This is a genomic window from Erythrobacter sp. W36, from assembly GCF_057364935.1.
This window is the reverse complement of record NZ_CP200281.1, coordinates 479,162-494,187: the sequence shown is the minus strand read 5'-3', so window position 1 is coordinate 494,187 and position 15,026 is coordinate 479,162. Positions and strand designations below refer to the sequence as shown.

Genomic DNA, 15,026 nt, shown 5'->3' with positions numbered 1-15,026 from the left:
ATCAGTGTTACGCCTGCGATGACACTGATCGATATTGACGGTGACGGCAGCCCGTTAGAGCTATCATTGGCAGCCGTCCCCGCCATCGCGCAAGCACTGCGCTGGTTTGATCTGGCAGGAAATATCGGGATCGATTTTCCGACCATTCAAGACAAGGCGGGACGCAAGGCCGTGGATGCGGCCCTGGAAGAAGCGCTCGATGATTGGCCGCATGAGCGCACGGCGATGAACGGCTTTGGCTTTGTGCAGATCGTCGCAAGGCTGGAGGGACCATCGCTGCTCCACCGATTCTCAACCTCGCGGGTTGGAGCATGCGCGCGGATGGCCTTGCGCAGGGCGGAGCATGCTGAGGGAACGGGCGCTGTATTGCTCCTGACCGTCCATCCGGCGCTCAAATCGAAGCTCAAGGAAGAATGGCTGGTGGAACTCGCGCGGCGCACAGGCAAAGAAGTGCGGATTGAGACCGATCCCAAACTTGCACTTGAAGCCCCGCACGCTCAAATCATAAGCACTTAAAACTGGCACCATTCGGCCACCGCGTGGCCGCAAGCCCGACTGGGCGCCCGCAGCAGTGCGGGCTTGCCCGCAAACTGCGAGGATATCGCACGCCGGATGGCGTGCGGAAAACCAAATGACCAAAATCAAATCCTGCCCAATCTGCAAGAAAGCCCGCGCTGAGGACTTCACTCCGTTTTGCTCTCAGCGCTGCAAGGATCTCGACCTCGCCAAGTGGTTTGGCGATGGCTACGCCCTGCCCAGCCGCCCGGCATCCCCAGAAGAGATCGCGCGCGAGGATTGGGAACAGCAAGGCTGAGCTCAAAAGAACCTGTGCCTGAGGCTATTTCCCTCTTGCCAAACATCGCCGCCCGCGCCATAGGCCCGCTCTCATTTGCTCGCCGGGCAAAGCGTGCCAAACGCCAAACCCGTCGCCGCAGCGAATGCCCGGGTAGCTCAGGGGTAGAGCAGCGGATTGAAAATCCGCGTGTCGGTGGTTCAAATCCGCCCCCGGGCACCATTCGCTTAAGCAGCGGCTTCATACCCGCGAGCCAGGAGGCCCAGCATGACCCGTCGCCGCCAAATCTATGAAGGCAAGGCCAAGATCCTCTATGAGGGTCCAGAACCGGGCACGATTATCCAATATTTCAAGGATGATGCGACCGCATTCAATGCGGAGAAAAAGGGCACCATCAACGGCAAAGGCGTGATCAACAATCGCATCAGCGAGCATGTGTTCACGCGCCTCGCCCATATCGGCATTCCGACGCATTTCATCCGTCGCCTGAACATGCGCGAGCAATTGGTGCGTCAGGTTGAGATTATCCCGATTGAAGTCGTCGTGCGCAATGTCGCCGCTGGCTCGATTTGCAAGAGGCTGGGCCTGGAAGAAGGTGAGCCGCTGCCGCACACTTTGATTGAGTATTATTACAAGGACGATGCGCTGGGCGATCCGCTGATCTCAGAGGAGCACATTGCGTGCTTTAACTGGGCCAGCGTCGAAGAAATGCACGACATGTCGTCCATGGCGATCCGGGTGAATGATTTCCTGTGCGGCATGTTCGCCGGGATCGATATTCGCCTGGTCGATTTCAAACTGGAATTTGGCCGCCTGTTCGATGGCGATTTCAGCCGCGTCATTCTGGCCGATGAAGTCAGCCCGGACGGCTGCCGCCTATGGGACATGAAGACCGGCGAGAAGCTGGATAAAGACCGCTTCCGCCGCGATTTGGGCGGTGAAGAGGCGGCGTACCGCGAGGTAGCGCGGCGTCTCGGCCTACTGCAGGACGAAGACAATGGTCCCGGCGAAGTGCTGGACCTGTCGACCCATCGCAATCGGATGCGCGGTAAAACCCCGCCGAAAAAGTAAGCGTTTGGTTTTCCGCACGCCCATCCGGGCGTGCGATTTCCTCGCGCTTTACGGGCAAGCCCGCAGCGCTGCGGGCGGGCACAGGGCCCTTGCGGCACCTGCGGCGCCGATTAAAATGCCCCGTTCAGTTTTAATGCGCTAAGCAGCCACCATTAAATGATCATAGGGCACAATTTCAGCATATGAATTTTACCTCACGCGCGCTCATCGCAGGGGCGCTGCTTGCGCTTCCCAATCTCGTTCTGGTTCAGTCTCTCGCGGCGCAGGAGCAGGCCGCCACTGAGACTGCGCAGGCTGAAGAGGAGCCGCTCTGGGCGTTTGAAACCAGTGACGTGCCCGTCGATCCCGGATTCGTATTCGGCGTGCTGGACAATGGCATGCGCTACATCATCCGCGAAAACTCCACGCCCGAAGGCACCGCATTGGTGCGGATGCAAATCGACTCTGGCTCGCTCGATGAAACCGAAAGCGAGCGCGGCCTTGCTCACTTTGTGGAGCATATGGCCTTCAACGGCTCAACCAATATTCCCGAAGGCGAGATGATCAAATTGCTGGAGCGCAAGGGCCTAGCCTTTGGCGCGGACACCAATGCCTCCACCGGGTTTGAGACCACCACTTATATGCTCAACCTGCCCAAGAACGAGGAAGACCTGCTCGACACGGCATTGATGCTGATGCGCGAGACGGCGAGCGAGCTGACCATTGCGCAGGATGCGGTGGACCGCGAGCGCGGCGTTATTCTGGCGGAGCGGCGCGACCGGCGCGGCTTCCAGCAAAAGGCGACCGAAGATCAGCTGGCCTTCTTTGCCCCCGGCGCGCGGTTTGTGGACCGCCTACCAATCGGAACGCTCGATGTGCTTGAGAACGCGAGCGCCGATGATCTGCGCGGCTTTTACGAGCGCACTTATGTGCCCGCCAATACGGTGATGGTGATCATCGGCGATTTTCCTGCCGCCATGATGGAAACCAAGATCCGCGAAGTCTTCGCCGATTGGCAAGGCGGCCCAGCCCCGGCTGAGCCGATCACTGGGCCGATCCCGATTGAGCGCGAATCTGAAGTCGATATCTACACCGATCCCGCCCTGTCTGAGAGCGTGAGTCTGACCAGTTTTTCTGAGTGGGAAGACCGGCCAGACACTGTGGCAGTGCGCGATGAGGCGCTGCTGCGCAGCATTGGCTACCGTATTATCGGGCGGCGATTATCACGCCTGGCGCGCGGCGAGGATGCACCGTTTCGCGGTGCGGGCTTCAGCAGCAATGATCTGTTTGAAGACGCGCGCTCCACCAGCCTTTCCATCAGCAGCGCCGATGGCGAATGGCGCAAAGGGCTCGTCGCCGCTTTACGCGAAGTGCGCCAAGCGGTGGAGTTCGGCTTCACCCAGGCGGAAGTGACCGAGCAAGTCGCCAATCTGCGCACCGCGCTGGAAAATGGCGTCGCATCGGCGGACACGCGCAGCAACGGTGCCTTCGCCAATGCCGCTCTGCGGCTGGTTGGTTCAGAACGCATCCCCACCGATCCCAAATACCGGCTTGAGCGGTTTGAAGCGCTGGCCCCCAGCATCACGCCGGGCCGCGTATTCGCCGCGCTGATCGCGGACCTGCCAACCGCTGGTGATCCGCTGATCCGCTTCCAAGGGCGCAGCGCGCCTGAGGGCGGCGAAGAGGCTTTGCGCGCGGCTCTTGCCGAGGGTATGGCGGCAGAAATCGCCGCGCCCGAAGACACAGGCGAGCAGAGCTTTGCCTACAGCGACTTTGGCACGCCGGGTGAAATCATATCCGACACGGTGGATGACCGGTTCGATTTCCGCCTGATCCGCTTTGCCAATGGCGTGCGGCTGAACCTCAAAACCACCGATATTCGTAAGGACCGCGTGAGCTACCGCGTCAGTCTGGATGGCGGCACCTTGCTCGATACTGCAGACGATCCGCTGCGCACAGCAATGGTCAGCGTGCTGGCGACCGGAGGCCTTGGCCAGCACAGCCAGGACGAATTGCAAAGCGTGCTCGCCGGACGCAGCGTCGGGTTTAACATCGGGTCAGGTACGGACGCATTCCGCATGTCGGGCAGCACCACGCCGCGCGATCTGCAATTGCAGATGCAATTGCTCGCCGCCGCGCTCACCGATCCCGGTTACCGGCGCGAAGGCGAAGAGCGCTATGCCAAGAATATCGAGAATTACTTTGCCAATCTCGATGCGACGCCATCGCGGGCGCTCAGCAATCGGCTGGGCGGGATCTTGTCCGATGGCGATCCGCGCTTCAGCCTGCAGCCGCAAGAGGCGTTTCTCTCGCGCAGTTTCGCGCAATTGAAGGCCGACATTGGCGACCGGCTGGAAAGCGGCGCGATTGAAATTGCGCTGGTCGGCGACTTTGATCCCGACGTGGCCATCGCAGCAGTAGCCAGCACATTGGGCGCCCTGCCCACCCGCGAGGCGGAATTCCAACTGCGCAGCGAGGCTCGAAAGCGCGGCTTCACCGCAAAACGCGGCCTGCAAACGCTGACGCATACTGGCGAAACCGACCAAGCTCTGGTCCGCATGGTCTGGCCAACAACCGATGACAGCGACCTATCCGAGGCGCTCCTCCTTTCGCTGCTCAGCCGCGTCGTGCGCATTCAATTGCAAGAGCGGCTGCGCGAGGAATTGGGCAAGGCCTATTCTCCGTCCGCAGGCAGCTCCACCAGCCGCATTTACGCTGGCTACGGCACGTTCAGCGTGACGGCTTCGGTCGATTTTGCGGAGCTGGAGCCGACCCGCGCAGCGATCCGCGCGATGCTCAGCGAACTCGCCGCAGCGCCGCTGGAAACTGATTTAATCGACCGGGCGCGCCAGCCGATGCTGGAAAGCTATGACAATGCGCTGAAATCACTCGGCGGTTGGATGGGGTTGGCGGACAATGCGCAAAGCCAGTCTGACCGCTTGCAGCGTTTCCTCGATGCGCCTGGCGAACTCAAGAGCATTACTCCAAAAGATATTCAGTATGTCGCAGCGCAGTACCTAAAGGCTGACGAAGCGGTCGAAGTGCTGGTGGTCCACGAGGACGCTGACCTACCAGACACCATCGCGCCTTAGGGCTTAGCCCAATCAAGCGCGAAAAAGCGCTCGTGATAGTGGGCAAGCTGCCCAGCAATGATTGCGCCAGCACGGAGCTGCGCTATAGGCTGCGCATCATTCGCCCATCCACGCGCGTAATCAGGTGAGCCGCCCATGAAAGTCCGTATTCTCGTCCGCCTTAAACCCGGAGTGCTCGACCCACAGGGCCGCGCCGTGCACCATTCGCTGGATGGCATGGGCTTTGAAGGCGTCGAAGACGTTCGCATTGGCCGGATGATCGAGATGGACGTGGCCGATGGTACAAGCGACGACGCGCTCAATTCGATGTGCGAAAAACTGCTCGCGAATATGGTGATCGAAGACTTCACAATTGAGAAGCTGGAAACAGCAGGAGCGGCCTGATGGGTTTCCGCGCCGCTGTGATCACTTTCCCCGGTTCCAATTGCGACCGGGATATGGCCTGCGCTTTGGAACTCGTATCGGGCACCGCGCCGATCCGGGTGTGGCACGGCGATGCAGAGCTGCCTGATAACCTAGACTTTATCGCTCTTCCTGGCGGCTTTTCCTATGGCGATTACCTGCGCTCTGGCGCGATGGCCGCGAACAGCCCGATCATGCGCAGCGTGATTGCCGCGGCGGATCGCGGCGTGCCCGTGCTGGGCGTGTGCAATGGCTTTCAGGTGCTGACCGAGAGCGGTTTGCTGCCCGGCGCATTGATGCGCAACGCCAGCCAGAACTTCATCTGCCGCACCGTGCCGCTGATCGCGGAGAACACGCAGTCGGCCTTCACGCGCGCTTACGCAGGCAAAGGCACCGTCCACATTCCCGTGGCGCACCACGATGGCAATTACTTCGCTGACGAAGAGACGCTCGACCGGATCGAAGGCGATGGCCGGGTCGCGTTCCGCTATGCCGAACCCTGCAACGGCTCACGCCGCGATATCGCAGGCGTGCTGAGCGCAGGCGGCAATGTGCTAGGCATGATGCCTCACCCAGAGCGCGCAGTTGAGGATGCCCAAGGCGGCACCGATGGCCGCATGCTGTTTGAAAGCGCGATCGCAGCTTTGGTCTAAACCGCTTAGGCGATTTGGCGTTCGTCGTCGCCGCCGTTTGCATCGAACAGACGCAGCGCTTCGTTCTTCGGCATTGGACGGCCAAAATAGAACCCTTGGATCTTGTCACAGCCCATCTCGCGGATGAGCTTGGCTTCCTCAATGGTCTCCACGCCTTCCGCCGTCGTGGTCATGTCGAGGCTCTTCGCCATCGCCACCACCGCATTGATGATCGCCAGACTTTCAGAGCTGTTTTGCGCCGCGCCCTGGACAAAGGTGCGGTCGACCTTGATCGTCGAGAAGCTGAGCTTGCGGATGTAGCCGAGCGATGAATAGCCCGTACCAAAGTCATCGAGCGCAACGCTGCAACCCAGCGCCATGATCTGTTCCAGAGCTTTGCGAGCGATGGAGGCATCACGCAGGAAGATGCTCTCAGTCACCTCGACCTCAAGCCGGTCTGCATGCAGGCCCGTCTCTGCCAGAACGGCGACGACATCCTCGTAGAAATCCGGCTCCAGCAATTGCTCTGGTGATACGTTGACGTTTACCCGCACGTGCTTGGGCCAATTGCAGGCCTCGCGGCATGCCTCGCGCAGGACCCATTTGCCAATCGGTACGATCAGGCGCGTTTCCTCGGCCAGCGGGATGAATTTACCCGGGCTGACAAAGCCGTGGTCGGCGCTGTCCCAGCGGACCAGAGCCTCAAAACTGACGATGTTCTCGCTGTTGGCGTCAACGACCGGCTGATAGTGCAGCACCATCTCATCACGGTCGAGCGCCTTGCGCAGGCTCACCTCAAGCTGGCGGCGTTCTTCGGCAGAGGCGTGGAGCACTGGTTCAAAGTCAAAATGCTCGCCGCCGCCGGCATCCTTAGCGCGGTAGAGCGCAAGGTCAGCGTTGCGCATCAGTTCTTCGACCGATTTGCCGTCACGCGGACCCACTGCTGAGCCGACGCTGGCGCCAACGTAAAGCGTGTGCTGATCGACCTGATACGGCTCTGTCAGAGCCTCAATCACGCGGTTGGCTGTCGTGCGAATTATCTCTCGGTCGCTGACATCGCGCAGCACAATCGCAAATTCATCGCCGCCCAATCGGCCGCACATCTGATCCTGTCCCATCAGAGCCTGAAGCCGCGCCGACACCTGAGCGAGCAGCTTGTCACCGACCATATGGCCAAGCAGAATCGTTCACCGCCTTAAACCGATCGAGATCCACCATCAGCAGCGCGCAGCGTGTGCGCCATTGCTCCGCAAACACCAGCGCATCGCCCAGCGCCTCGGTCAGCTGCAAACGGTTGGGCAATGAGGTGAGCGTGTCATAGCGCGCGAGGTAAGCGATTTTCTCTGACGAGGCGCGCGCTTCCGTCACATCGGAGCCAACTCCGCGAAAACCGACGAAGCGGTTCTGATCATCGCGCATTGGCGTGCCAGACAGCTCCCACCAGCGCTTTTCGCCTCGGATCGTCACATGGACCAGCAGGTTGGAGAAGTTCTCGCAATGCTTCAGCCGCTCCGCCAGATCATGCAAGCTGGTTGGAAACTTGCCGCTTTCCCAGGTATCGCCAGCGATCAGTTCGAGCAGCGGGCGGCGTTCTGCCTCGGCCTGAGGACAGCCAAGTGCATAAGCGAAGCGCGGGCTAACGCCGCGCAGACGCCGCGCTGTATCAACTTCCCACAGCCAATCGGCCTCGTTCTCTTCAAACTCGCGTAGCAGCAGGGAGACGACCTGCTCTTTTTCCGCAACGCTGCTTTCTGCGATCCGCGCGGTCAGATAGGTACGCGCCACCTCGATCGTGCCGAACAGGCAGCTGATGCCGTAGAACGTCCCAGCAAGCGCGACCGTCCAAAGCCCCTGCAGCGCCAGATGCGTGACCGCAGCCACGCCGACGGTGAGGGTGAATACGAAGATCCCCAGCGGGGCCGCCGCATAGAAATAGATCGATGCCGCCGCCAATGTCGCCACCACGACGAGTAGCGTCATCAGGTCTGGTAACGAGCCGTACGGCGCAAACACCAGGATCGGCACCGCCCACAGCACCCCAGAGAGCAGTGGTGTCAGCGCCTGCCCATAAAATTCCTTGCGCGACAGCTTACGATATTCGGCATCGGCCAAAGTCCGGTCAAACCGGACCCCGCGGATCTGCAGCAGGACCAAGGCAACCCACCAGAACGCCAGCCAAATGAGGCTGATGCTGCTGGAGTAAATCTGGACCGTGAACAGGCCCATGATCGCGTGAATGTAGGTTCTGAAGAAGGTGAGCGCCGACAATCCCGAGTATTGCAGGCCGCGCAGCCGCGCCCAATCGTTATCGCCTGCCCCGGTTAATCCCAGCACAGCAAGCATAGACAACCGGCGATTGGCAGGCTGCGGGGGGACATCATCTTCCATCACACCCCCGCGGCTATCCAGCAAAGGTTAGTATGAAGTAAACTAAGACACGGACTTAGGGGGAATTGCGGCCTGACGAGCCTGACGCGCTATGAGCTGCAAATGCTTGTTACAGCTTGCTTCGGTCCCAATTTCGGCCGTCAAAATCGCGAATTTCCGGCATTAGACTGCTACTGTCATCAAGACAGGCGAGATGGACGCTCCACGCCTCGGGATGAGAGCGCGGTTGGTAGAAGCTTTTCGTGCCGCAGATCTTGCAGAACAAATGCTCCGCCTCGCCCGAACCAAAACGGTATGAGGTGAGCGCTTCCTCGCCGGATAACAGCGTAAACCGGTCATGCGGGATGAACAGGTGGAGATAGCCGGAAACCGCGCAGATCGAGCAATTGCAGCGCAGCATTTTCGGCTCGCGCTCGGCCTGAGCGCGAAAGCGGACGGCGCGGCAATGGCAGCCGCCCTCGACGGTTACAAGGTCAGTCATCGTCGTCATATTCGTGGACATACAAGCCGCGCACAAAAGTCTCAAAATCGGGAGCCAATGTTGTGATCCGGTAGTCGATTTCCTGATCGACATGGACCACGCCTGGCTCGCCATTTGCGCCGCATTTGCGATAATCGAGCGCTATCATGTCGTGACCTCCCGAAGGACAATCGCCGAAATACACTCCGAGATCAGGGTAACCCCACTCCGTGAGAAGTTGGCCGCTACCAATGTCTCCACATAGCGACCACATCTTTTCCCGTCCAATACCCTTGAAAGCGCTTATGGCGATATGGTCCTCTGCCCAACTCGTGCGTTCGGTTGTCGGATAGTTCGTGCGCGTGGGGGCGCCGCCATTCCGCACGTTCATGAGCGTGATGTAAGACGCGGGCAGTTTGTATCGGAGTTCGCGCTCAATCTCTGCAATCATTCCGGGAGTTGGTGGTGGCTCCAGATATTCCTTGCGATAGTATTCGTGATCATCCCAAAAGCCTGTGAAATCGAAATCCTGAAAGGGTTGGCTCATTGGCGCTTCACTCAACTGTCACGGATTTGGCGAGATTGCGCGGCTGATCAACGTCGGTCCCCTTCACCACGGCGACGTGATAGGCCAGCAATTGCACCGGAATGGCATAGACCAGCGGCGCAATCAGCGGGTGAACCACGGGCATTTCGATCGTCGCGATGCAGCCCTCGCCCGCTTGCGCCAGGCCTTCCGCATCAGAGATCAGCACCACTTGCCCGCCGCGTGCGCGCACTTCCTCCATGTTGGAGACGGTCTTTTCAAACAGCGGACCGGACGGCGCGATCACCACCACCGGCACGTCTTTGTCGATCAGTGCGATTGGGCCGTGCTTCATCTCGCCCGAGGCGTAACCTTCGGCGTGAATGTAGCTGATTTCTTTGAGTTTTAGCGCGCCTTCCAATGCAAGCGGATAATCCTGCCCGCGTCCCAGATAGAGCACATCGCGGGCCGGCGCGATCAGATGCGCCATGCTGGCAATGTCTTGATCATGGTCCAGCGCCTCGTTAAGCGCGGCGGGAGCTTCCAGCAGATGGGTCACCACCTCGGCCTCTTCCTCGCGGCTCATCAGGCCTTTCTTCACCGCCATATGCGCCGCAAGCGCGGCCAATACGGCCAGCTGACAGGTGAAGGCTTTGGTCGAGGCGACCCCGATTTCCGGCCCGGCATGGCTCGGCAGTAGCAGGTCCGCCTCGCGCGCCATGGAGCTGGTCGGCACGTTGACGACGACGCCGATGGTTTGCCCCTCGGCCTTGCAATGGCGCAGCGCCGCGAGCGTGTCGGCGGTCTCCCCGCTCTGAGAAATAAACAGCGCCAGGCCGCCTTCCTCCAGCACCGGATTGCGATAGCGAAACTCGCTCGCCACATCGATGTCGACCGGCACGCGGGCGAATTGCTCAAACCAGTATTTCGCGACCATTCCGGCGTAAAAGGAGGTGCCGCAGGCGACGATGGTCAGGCGCTTGATCTGCGAGATATCGAAATCAAGCTGAGGCAGAGCAACGGTGTTGTCCGCCTGGCGCAGGTAAGAGCTGAGCGTTTGCGCAACCACGGTTGGCTGCTCAAAAATCTCTTTCTGCATGAAGTGGTGGAAATTGCCCTTTTCGACCGCCGCCGCTGTCGCGCCAGAGGCTTGGATATCGCGGGTCACCGGCTTGTTCTCGACGTTATAGACCTGCGCGCTGTCGCGCTTGATCACCACCCAATCGCCCTCTTCGAGATAGGAGATACGCTGTGTAAGCGGCGCGAGCGCCAGCGCATCTGAGCCGAGATACATCTCTGCATCATCGCCCTCTGGCCCGTATCCGACCACCAACGGAGAGCCGAGCCGCGCGCCGATCAACATATCCGGGTGCTGGCGGAATGTCATCGCCAGCGCAAAGGCTCCGCGCAGACGCGGTAGTGCGTCTTTCACAGCCTCCTGAGGCGACATGCCTGCCTCAATGCGCGAGGACACCAGATGCGCGACCACTTCGCTGTCGGTTTCGCTTTCAAACACACGGCCCTCAGCCGCCAATTCAGCGCGCAACTCCTTGAAATTCTCAATGATGCCATTGTGCACGATTGCAACCTCAGCGGTCGCATGCGGGTGCGCGTTGCTGGCGGTTGGCGCGCCGTGCGTGGCCCAGCGGGTGTGGGCAATGCCGACATTGCCGGGCGCGGGATCGCCGCTCAACACTTTGACGAGATTGGCGAGCTTGCCCTCCGCGCGGCGGCGAACCAGTTGACCATTATCGATGGTGCAGACGCCGGAGCTGTCATAGCCGCGATATTCCATGCGTTTGAGGCCATCGACCAGGCGGTCTGCGACCGGCTCATTCCCAACAATTCCGATGATTCCGCACATAGTCTCGTCTCTTACCCCTGCTGGCGCGCCTGTCCCATCTCACACGCTTTATCCGGCGCTGGAACTAGGCGGCAGTGGATGAATATCGTCTTGCCAAAAGCACTGATGCGTTTCGGCGGTGTCTGCTGCTTGCCCCGCCCCTGTAGCGGGTCATGGCTCAGCTTCAAGAGCCTGTCTGCTCAGCTGGGCCGTTTGGCGCTTTGCTTGGGCGAGCTTTGGCTGTCCCACCACAGGAACAATCCAGCCGCAATGATCATCCCAGCACCGCCTAGGGTCAGCAGATCAGGCACATCGCCAAACCACCACCACCCTAGCGCAATCGCGACCAGCATCTGCACATAGATCGCCGGGGCCACTTGCGAGGCACCCGCTTTGGATGTGCCAATATAGGCGAGCCAATGCGCGCTGCTGGCAGTGACGGCGACAATTGCACAGCGCAAGATCACATCCCAGCTTGGCCAGCCGAAATTGAGCTCTGGAATGCCAGAGAATTTCGCCCCAACCGCCGCGATAATTAGGATAGGCGATGCCACCCCGGCCACGAACACCTGCATCGACAAGGCGCTGCCCTGCCCGGCGCTCGCCCGGTTGGCGACCATCATCAGCGCAAAGAAGGTTGCCGATACCAGCGGCAATAGCGCCCCAAGCCCGAGTTCCGCCAAATTGGGCCGCAAGATCATCATCACACCCGCCAAAGCGATCACCGAGACGGCCCACGCGGCGGGGCGAATTTTCTCGCCCAAAATCAGCCCGCCAAACACCTGCGTCAGCACGGGCGCGAGAAAGCCGATCGCCATCGCCTCAGCCAAGGGCATGATGTAAATCGCTGAAAAGAAACACAGGCTCGCTAAAGCCAGACACAGCCCGCGCGCCGCCTGGAGCCACAGGTTTTGCGGCACAAATGCGCTTCGCCCCTCGCTGCGCCACAGCAGCACCGACAGGCCCAGCGCGCCGATCGAAAAGCGCAAAGCAGCGACCGCAACCGCAGGCCACTCACCGGCCATGCTTTTGATCACAGCATCGCCAATCGACAAAATGACAAAGCCCGCCGCCGCATAGGCCAGTCCAGCTCTTTGATCGTGCTGCATTGCCCGCGGGCCTCACTCATTAAACGAAGTGGCCGCGCTAGGCGCTTATGGCCCGAATGGAAAGGCGATTGTCGTTTGGTAAAGAGCGGCAACCAGTAACGGCGCACAAAGCGCTTCCTGTGCGCGAGAAATGCGTAGCCCTTGATCAAACATTAACCATTATTGTCCATGAACTACGCGCTTCATAAAGAAGGGCGAATAATGGATGTAAATGAGGGAAAAAGCGGCATGACCGTGCCCGCTGCTGCGCTGTCAAAGCCGCACAGCGATGCGCCTGCATTGTCGCCTCATTTGGCCGCTAAGCTCGCGTGCCTCGCGCTACTGCTCGCCGCGCCCGTTTTTGCGCTGACCACATGGCAGGTCGAATACACCTTCCTGATCAGACGGCATCTTTCTGTTCCAGTTATGGTCGTTCAGGTCCTTACAATCGGACTGGCTATCAGCTGCGGTAGCAAGCCTTTGAAAATCTGGCACAGCTTAAGAAAGCCTGTCAGAGGGGCATTTGCTATTTTTGGCTTAGCAGCTCTCGCCGCGACGGCTTTGGCCAATGCCGTGCCAGAGTTTGCCATTATTGGCCTGCTAAGCACCAGTCTACATTTGCTCTTTCTGGCGGTTTTCTATGAGCGTTTCAGCGGTGAATGGCAAGAATTGCGGGGCGCTGCCTTGTGGTCATTGGCGCTTGGTGCCGCTCTCTATTTCGTGCTTGTATATGGTCTCGCGCTGAGTCAACACGATAATCTGAATTTCAATTGGGCTCAGGTCAGCGCAGGTATTTCCAACATTCGCCAACTTGGGTTTTACGGTCTAACCGCCTCCGGGATTGGCGCAGGCTTCCTTGCCGTATCGCAGTCTCGCAAAGAAGCGATCATCGGTTTTACCATCGCAACACTCGGTATCTGGTGTGTATTCACAAGCGGCGGACGCGCGGCTACGGGCGGCTTGCTTGCAGTGCTTTGTTGTGCGGTTTTCTTCTCAAGAAATCGTAGCCGACTGGTGATATTAGGACAATTGTCGCTTAGCCTCAGTTTGGCAGCGTTGGCCTCCCTTATTTTTGTGCCCGATCCGAGATGGGGAATCACTGCAATATTATCGCGGCTTGATCCAACCTATACTTCAGGTTCCGAGTTTAGCAGTGGCCGTATCGATATGTGGATCGAGACATTTCGAGCGGTTCTGGAAAAGCCCTTCTTTGGTTATGGTCAGAGCCAGTTCCGGTACAGCATGGAGAGCTCATCAGGCTTTTGGAATCATCCGCATAATTCCGTGCTCCAGGCGCTTTTCGACTGGGGCTTTATCGGCACAGCCGCATTGGCTGTACTTGCGATAATGGCTCTAAAGCCAACCATAACCGCTTTGAAAACTGACCTAGCAATCACGCTACCGGCTCTATGCACTCTGGCTGGCCTATTGGCGATGTCATTGTTGGAGGGCTCTTTATATCATGTCTATCCGACGATGATCAGCATGCTCTGCCTTGCTGTCATTCTCACATCCTCACCAAGAGAAATTCCTAATGTCTGAAGCAATCGCCACATCAAATACGCAAATTCCAGATCGGATCACTCCAGCGTTCGCACAAATTGGTCGGACAGAAATTGCTGTTGCGGGCCTTGTATGCGTTATCGTTTCAATCGTGACAATCATTATAGCCAGTCTGGGCTTGAAGACGTATGTGTTCTGGTCAGCATTTTTGAACATTCGCTTCCTTTACATGATCGTGTTCTTAGCTTTGATCGGCGAAGTGGCGTGGTTGTTGATCCGCCATCGTCCCAGCAGCCCCACTGCGTTTCTAATCCATGAGGAACCGGCACGCCGTCTATACCGTCGGATTCCACCTACCGCGATCTTGATCGGTGCAATAGGCTTCTTCATGCCAGCCTTCAGTCGGATGAAGAGCTCAATTCCGCTGCTGACTGATTACACTTGGGATGACACATTTATTGCTTGGGATCGCGCGATCCATGGTGGTGACCCTTGGCGCCTTTTGCAACCATTGCTGGGCTATCCTGAGGTCTCAGCGGCGTTGGGCCACCTTTATCATCTTTGGTTTGCGCTGATCTATGTCGGACCTTTGTGCTTTGCGCTTTACGTGACCGATAAGCATCTGCGGCTGCGCTTTTTCCTCGGCTATTTCCTCACCTGGACGATCGTCGGTATGGTTGGCGCGATTTCGCTCGCTTCGGTCGGACCCGTTTTCCTGGAGCCGCTGCTGGGTGATGATCACTTCGCGGAACAAATGGCCTATCTGCACGCCGCCAATGCGGTTCAGACCATACCCGTTATCGAAGTTCAGCAGATGTTGCTGGAATGGTATGCAGCCGGTGATTACGGGCTTGGGCGCGGGATTACCGCCATGCCGTCCATGCATGTTGCGCTAACGTCTCTATACGTTTTTGCCACTTGGAAAATCGACAAGCGCTTGTGGGCCGGTTTCGCGGTTTTCTGGTTGCTGATCATGCTGGGCTCGGTTCACCTCGCCTATCATTATGCGGTCGATGGTTATGTTGCCTTGGCCATGGTCGCCGTAATCTGGGCCGCGACAAAACCGGCGGCAAACTTCATTTTGAATATCGGGAAATCCTCTGAGGTCAGCGCTGCAACGTGAGTCATATTTGCACCGCCAACCTTAGGGAAAAAATAAGGTTTCCAGAGTATTCACCATTTCGAGAGAGGCAGTCTTCGTCATCTGGCGTTGATATGCAGTGTATGTTTTTGGGCCTAGGGGGCTTGC

General features: G+C 58.8%; 14 protein-coding genes and 1 tRNA gene. 9 read left to right on the top strand and 6 right to left on the bottom strand.

The annotated features are described in order from the left end of the window. Positions 1 to 18 precede the first annotated feature (18 nt). The 7 genes from AC0V6U_RS02350 (at position 19) to purQ (ending at position 5,990) form a co-directional block, all read left to right on the top strand. A complete protein-coding gene (locus AC0V6U_RS02350) occupies positions 19 to 516 on the top strand; it encodes a ribonuclease E/G family protein (RefSeq protein ID WP_472644628.1) in 498 nt (165 codons plus the stop codon). Positions 517 to 631: 115 nt separating this feature from the next. Beyond that, on the top strand, positions 632 to 814 hold the full coding sequence (locus AC0V6U_RS02345; protein ID WP_472644627.1) for a DNA gyrase inhibitor YacG: 183 nt from the start codon (positions 632 to 634) through the stop codon (positions 812 to 814). 126 nt (positions 815 to 940) lie between these two features. After that, positions 941 to 1,015 (top strand) — tRNA-Phe (locus tag AC0V6U_RS02340). Between the two features lie 45 nt (positions 1,016 to 1,060). After that, on the top strand, positions 1,061 to 1,864 hold the full coding sequence (purC, locus tag AC0V6U_RS02335; protein WP_472644626.1) for a phosphoribosylaminoimidazolesuccinocarboxamide synthase: 804 nt from the start codon (positions 1,061 to 1,063) through the stop codon (positions 1,862 to 1,864). Positions 1,865 to 2,046: 182 nt separating this feature from the next. Continuing rightward, positions 2,047 to 4,935 (top strand): M16 family metallopeptidase, encoded by a 2,889-nt coding sequence (locus AC0V6U_RS02330; RefSeq protein WP_472644625.1) that lies wholly within the window; start codon positions 2,047 to 2,049, stop codon positions 4,933 to 4,935. A gap of 135 nt (positions 4,936 to 5,070) precedes the next feature. Next, complete coding sequence (purS, locus tag AC0V6U_RS02325) at positions 5,071 to 5,319, top strand: phosphoribosylformylglycinamidine synthase subunit PurS (RefSeq protein WP_472644624.1); 249 nt, start codon at positions 5,071 to 5,073, stop codon at positions 5,317 to 5,319. Then, on the top strand, positions 5,319 to 5,990 hold the full coding sequence (purQ, locus tag AC0V6U_RS02320; RefSeq protein ID WP_472644623.1) for a phosphoribosylformylglycinamidine synthase subunit PurQ: 672 nt from the start codon (positions 5,319 to 5,321) through the stop codon (positions 5,988 to 5,990). The genes purS and purQ overlap by 1 nt, the downstream gene beginning before the upstream one ends. A gap of 5 nt (positions 5,991 to 5,995) precedes the next feature. Here the strand turns inward: purQ and AC0V6U_RS02315 are convergent, their stop codons facing one another. From AC0V6U_RS02315 to AC0V6U_RS02290, 6 genes are all read right to left on the bottom strand, one after another. After that, complete coding sequence (locus tag AC0V6U_RS02315; protein WP_472644622.1) at positions 5,996 to 7,138, bottom strand: putative bifunctional diguanylate cyclase/phosphodiesterase; 1,143 nt, start codon at positions 7,136 to 7,138, stop codon at positions 5,996 to 5,998. Then, positions 7,128 to 8,357, bottom strand: coding sequence for a diguanylate cyclase domain-containing protein (locus AC0V6U_RS02310; protein ID WP_472644621.1), 1,230 nt, complete (start codon positions 8,355 to 8,357; stop codon positions 7,128 to 7,130). The genes AC0V6U_RS02315 and AC0V6U_RS02310 overlap by 11 nt, the downstream gene beginning before the upstream one ends. Positions 8,358 to 8,466: 109 nt before the next feature. After that, a complete protein-coding gene (locus AC0V6U_RS02305; RefSeq protein WP_486169355.1) occupies positions 8,467 to 8,838 on the bottom strand; it encodes a GFA family protein in 372 nt (123 codons plus the stop codon). Next, entirely contained in the window at positions 8,831 to 9,364 is a 534-nt protein-coding gene (locus tag AC0V6U_RS02300; protein WP_472644619.1) for an SMI1/KNR4 family protein, read from the bottom strand. Before AC0V6U_RS02300 ends, AC0V6U_RS02305 begins: the two co-directional genes overlap by 8 nt. Before the next feature lie 7 nt (positions 9,365 to 9,371). Continuing rightward, positions 9,372 to 11,207 carry a glutamine--fructose-6-phosphate transaminase (isomerizing) gene (gene glmS / locus AC0V6U_RS02295; RefSeq protein WP_472644618.1) on the bottom strand — a complete coding sequence of 612 codons (1,836 nt, stop codon included), beginning with the start codon at positions 11,205 to 11,207 and terminating at the stop codon, positions 9,372 to 9,374. Positions 11,208 to 11,386: 179 nt separating this feature from the next. Then, positions 11,387 to 12,295, bottom strand: a complete 909-nt coding sequence (locus AC0V6U_RS02290) for a DMT family transporter (protein WP_472644617.1) — start codon at positions 12,293 to 12,295, stop codon at positions 11,387 to 11,389. A gap of 168 nt (positions 12,296 to 12,463) precedes the next feature. On the opposite strand from AC0V6U_RS02290, the gene AC0V6U_RS02285 reads away from it, so the two are divergent. Both AC0V6U_RS02285 and AC0V6U_RS02280 read left to right on the top strand, forming a co-directional pair. Beyond that, positions 12,464 to 13,816, top strand: coding sequence for an O-antigen ligase family protein (locus AC0V6U_RS02285; protein WP_472644616.1), 1,353 nt, complete (start codon positions 12,464 to 12,466; stop codon positions 13,814 to 13,816). Positions 13,817 to 14,165: 349 nt separating this feature from the next. Further along, positions 14,166 to 14,900: a phosphatase PAP2 family protein gene (locus tag AC0V6U_RS02280; RefSeq protein WP_472644615.1), complete on the top strand. Its 735-nt coding sequence runs from the start codon at positions 14,166 to 14,168 to the stop codon at positions 14,898 to 14,900. The last annotated feature ends 126 nt before the right edge of the window (positions 14,901 to 15,026 follow it).

What these genes read in the sequence shown, in the direction of transcription:
- glmS (WP_472644618.1), bottom strand. Translation starts at nt 11,207, where the DNA reads ATGTGCGGAATCATCGGAATTGTTGGGAATGAGCCGGTCGCAGACCGC.
- purS (WP_472644624.1), top strand. Translation starts at nt 5,071, where the DNA reads ATGAAAGTCCGTATTCTCGTCCGCCTTAAACCCGGAGTGCTCGACCCA.
- AC0V6U_RS02330 (WP_472644625.1), top strand. Translation starts at nt 2,047, where the DNA reads ATGAATTTTACCTCACGCGCGCTCATCGCAGGGGCGCTGCTTGCGCTT.
- AC0V6U_RS02315 (WP_472644622.1), bottom strand. Translation starts at nt 7,138, where the DNA reads ATGGTCGGTGACAAGCTGCTCGCTCAGGTGTCGGCGCGGCTTCAGGCT.
- purQ (WP_472644623.1), top strand. Translation starts at nt 5,319, where the DNA reads ATGGGTTTCCGCGCCGCTGTGATCACTTTCCCCGGTTCCAATTGCGAC.
- AC0V6U_RS02300 (WP_472644619.1), bottom strand. Translation starts at nt 9,364, where the DNA reads ATGAGCCAACCCTTTCAGGATTTCGATTTCACAGGCTTTTGGGATGAT.
- AC0V6U_RS02310 (WP_472644621.1), bottom strand. Translation starts at nt 8,357, where the DNA reads ATGGAAGATGATGTCCCCCCGCAGCCTGCCAATCGCCGGTTGTCTATG.
- AC0V6U_RS02290 (WP_472644617.1), bottom strand. Translation starts at nt 12,295, where the DNA reads ATGCAGCACGATCAAAGAGCTGGACTGGCCTATGCGGCGGCGGGCTTT.
- purC (WP_472644626.1), top strand. Translation starts at nt 1,061, where the DNA reads ATGACCCGTCGCCGCCAAATCTATGAAGGCAAGGCCAAGATCCTCTAT.
- AC0V6U_RS02350 (WP_472644628.1), top strand. Translation starts at nt 19, where the DNA reads ATGACACTGATCGATATTGACGGTGACGGCAGCCCGTTAGAGCTATCA.
- AC0V6U_RS02285 (WP_472644616.1), top strand. Translation starts at nt 12,464, where the DNA reads ATGAACTACGCGCTTCATAAAGAAGGGCGAATAATGGATGTAAATGAG.
- AC0V6U_RS02345 (WP_472644627.1), top strand. Translation starts at nt 632, where the DNA reads ATGACCAAAATCAAATCCTGCCCAATCTGCAAGAAAGCCCGCGCTGAG.
- AC0V6U_RS02280 (WP_472644615.1), top strand. Translation starts at nt 14,166, where the DNA reads ATGCCAGCCTTCAGTCGGATGAAGAGCTCAATTCCGCTGCTGACTGAT.
- AC0V6U_RS02305 (WP_486169355.1), bottom strand. Translation starts at nt 8,838, where the DNA reads ATGACTGACCTTGTAACCGTCGAGGGCGGCTGCCATTGCCGCGCCGTC.